Origin of the sequence: Arthrobacter sp. AK01, assembly GCF_021109375.1 — a bacterium.
Taxonomy (GTDB): Bacteria; Actinomycetota; Actinomycetes; order Actinomycetales; family Micrococcaceae; genus Arthrobacter.
This window is the reverse complement of the sequence record NZ_JAJOHP010000143.1, coordinates 1-1,385: the sequence shown is the minus strand read 5'-3', so window position 1 is coordinate 1,385 and position 1,385 is coordinate 1. Positions and strand designations below refer to the sequence as shown.

Genomic DNA, 1,385 nt, shown 5'->3' with positions numbered 1-1,385 from the left:
TTGGTATATTTGTTGTCTATTGTGTGTTTTTGTGTGTTATTTTTTTGGGGCTCTCCGCTCGTCGTGGCCGGGGGTTCCGCGTTTTTGTGGATTTCCGCGGCGCGCGCCGGCATTCGTCGCGGGCCCGCGTCCGGAAAGTTTTTACCAGCGGTAGTGTGCGAAGGCCTTGTTGGACTCGGCCATCTTGTGGGTGTCTTCGCGACGCTTCACAGCGGCACCAAGACCATTGGAGGCATCCAGGATTTCGTTCTGGAGGCGCTCGGTCATGGTCTTCTCGCGGCGGGCCTTGGAGTAGCCCACGAGCCAACGCAGAGCGAGGGCGGTGGAGCGACCCGGCTTGACCTCAACCGGAACCTGGTAGGTGGCGCCACCAACACGGCGTGAACGCACCTCGAGGGAAGGCTTGACGTTGTCCATGGCCTTCTTGAGAGCGGCAACGGGGTCGCCGCCGGACTTGGCACGTGCACCTTCGAGTGCACCGTAAACGATGCGCTCTGCGGTGGACTTCTTGCCGTCAACAAGAACCTTGTTGATCAACTGAGTGACCAACGGGGAGCCGTAAACGGGATCGGAAACTAGCGGCCGCTTCGGGGCCGGACCCTTGCGAGGCATATTACTTCTTCTCCATCTTTGCGCCGTAACGGCTGCGGGCCTGCTTGCGGTTCTTGACACCCTGGGTGTCGAGTGCGCCGCGGACGATCTTGTAGCGGACACCCGGAAGGTCCTTCACGCGACCACCACGGACGAGCACGATGGAGTGCTCCTGGAGGTTGTGGCCAACACCGGGGATGTAGGCGGTAACTTCCACGCCACCGTTGAGGCGAACACGTGCCACCTTACGGAGAGCCGAGTTCGGCTTCTTGGGGGTGGTGGTGTAAACGCGGGTGCAAACACCGCGGCGCATCGGGCTGCCCTTCAGCGCGGGAGCCTTGGTCTTGGAGACCTTCGGCGTGCGGCCCTTACGGACCAGCTGGTTAATCGTAGGCACTTTCGTGTTCTCCGTTGTTTGATCTCTGCCCCCACACACTGGCACCAGCCGGTGTAAACGTGGGAACTTTGGCGTTGCTCGTGCAGCCGGCCGAAACTCCGGTAGGCGTGCAAAAGTGCGGCATTCGTTGCGCATGTTGCCCGCAACCCGGAAACAGGCTCCACCCAGCACCATGAGAACAAAACCAAAATGATGCTGCGGCGGCCTTCATCCACTGCCACACAGAACAATTACCAAAAGTCTAGCACGGCTTGATCTGGCGCCTTAATCGGGTGTATGGAGGGGGGGGGGGGGGGCGCGGCCGGCGGGCCGGCGGGCCCCCCCCCCCCCCGCCGCCCGCCGCCGCAGTGGCGCGCGGGGGGGGGGCCCCCCCCCCCCCCGGGGGCGGGCCGGGCGG

At 63.2% G+C, this 1,385-nt stretch carries 2 protein-coding genes; both read right to left on the bottom strand.

Translation table 11 applies throughout. The features are described 5' to 3' along the window. Window positions 1-141 precede the first annotated feature (141 nt). Complete coding sequence (rpsG, locus tag LN996_RS23450) at window positions 142-612, bottom strand: 30S ribosomal protein S7 (RefSeq protein WP_003803829.1); 471 nt, start codon at window positions 610-612, stop codon at window positions 142-144. 1 nt (window position 613) lies between these two features. Continuing rightward, window positions 614-988 (bottom strand): 30S ribosomal protein S12, encoded by a 375-nt coding sequence (rpsL, locus tag LN996_RS23445; protein WP_009358312.1) that lies wholly within the window; start codon window positions 986-988, stop codon window positions 614-616. Window positions 989-1,385: the final 397 nt, after the last annotated feature.

Coding starts and splice junctions, on each gene's coding strand:
- rpsG (WP_003803829.1), bottom strand. CDS start 612: ATGCCTCGCAAGGGTCCGGCCCCGAAGCGGCCGCTAGTTTCCGATCCC.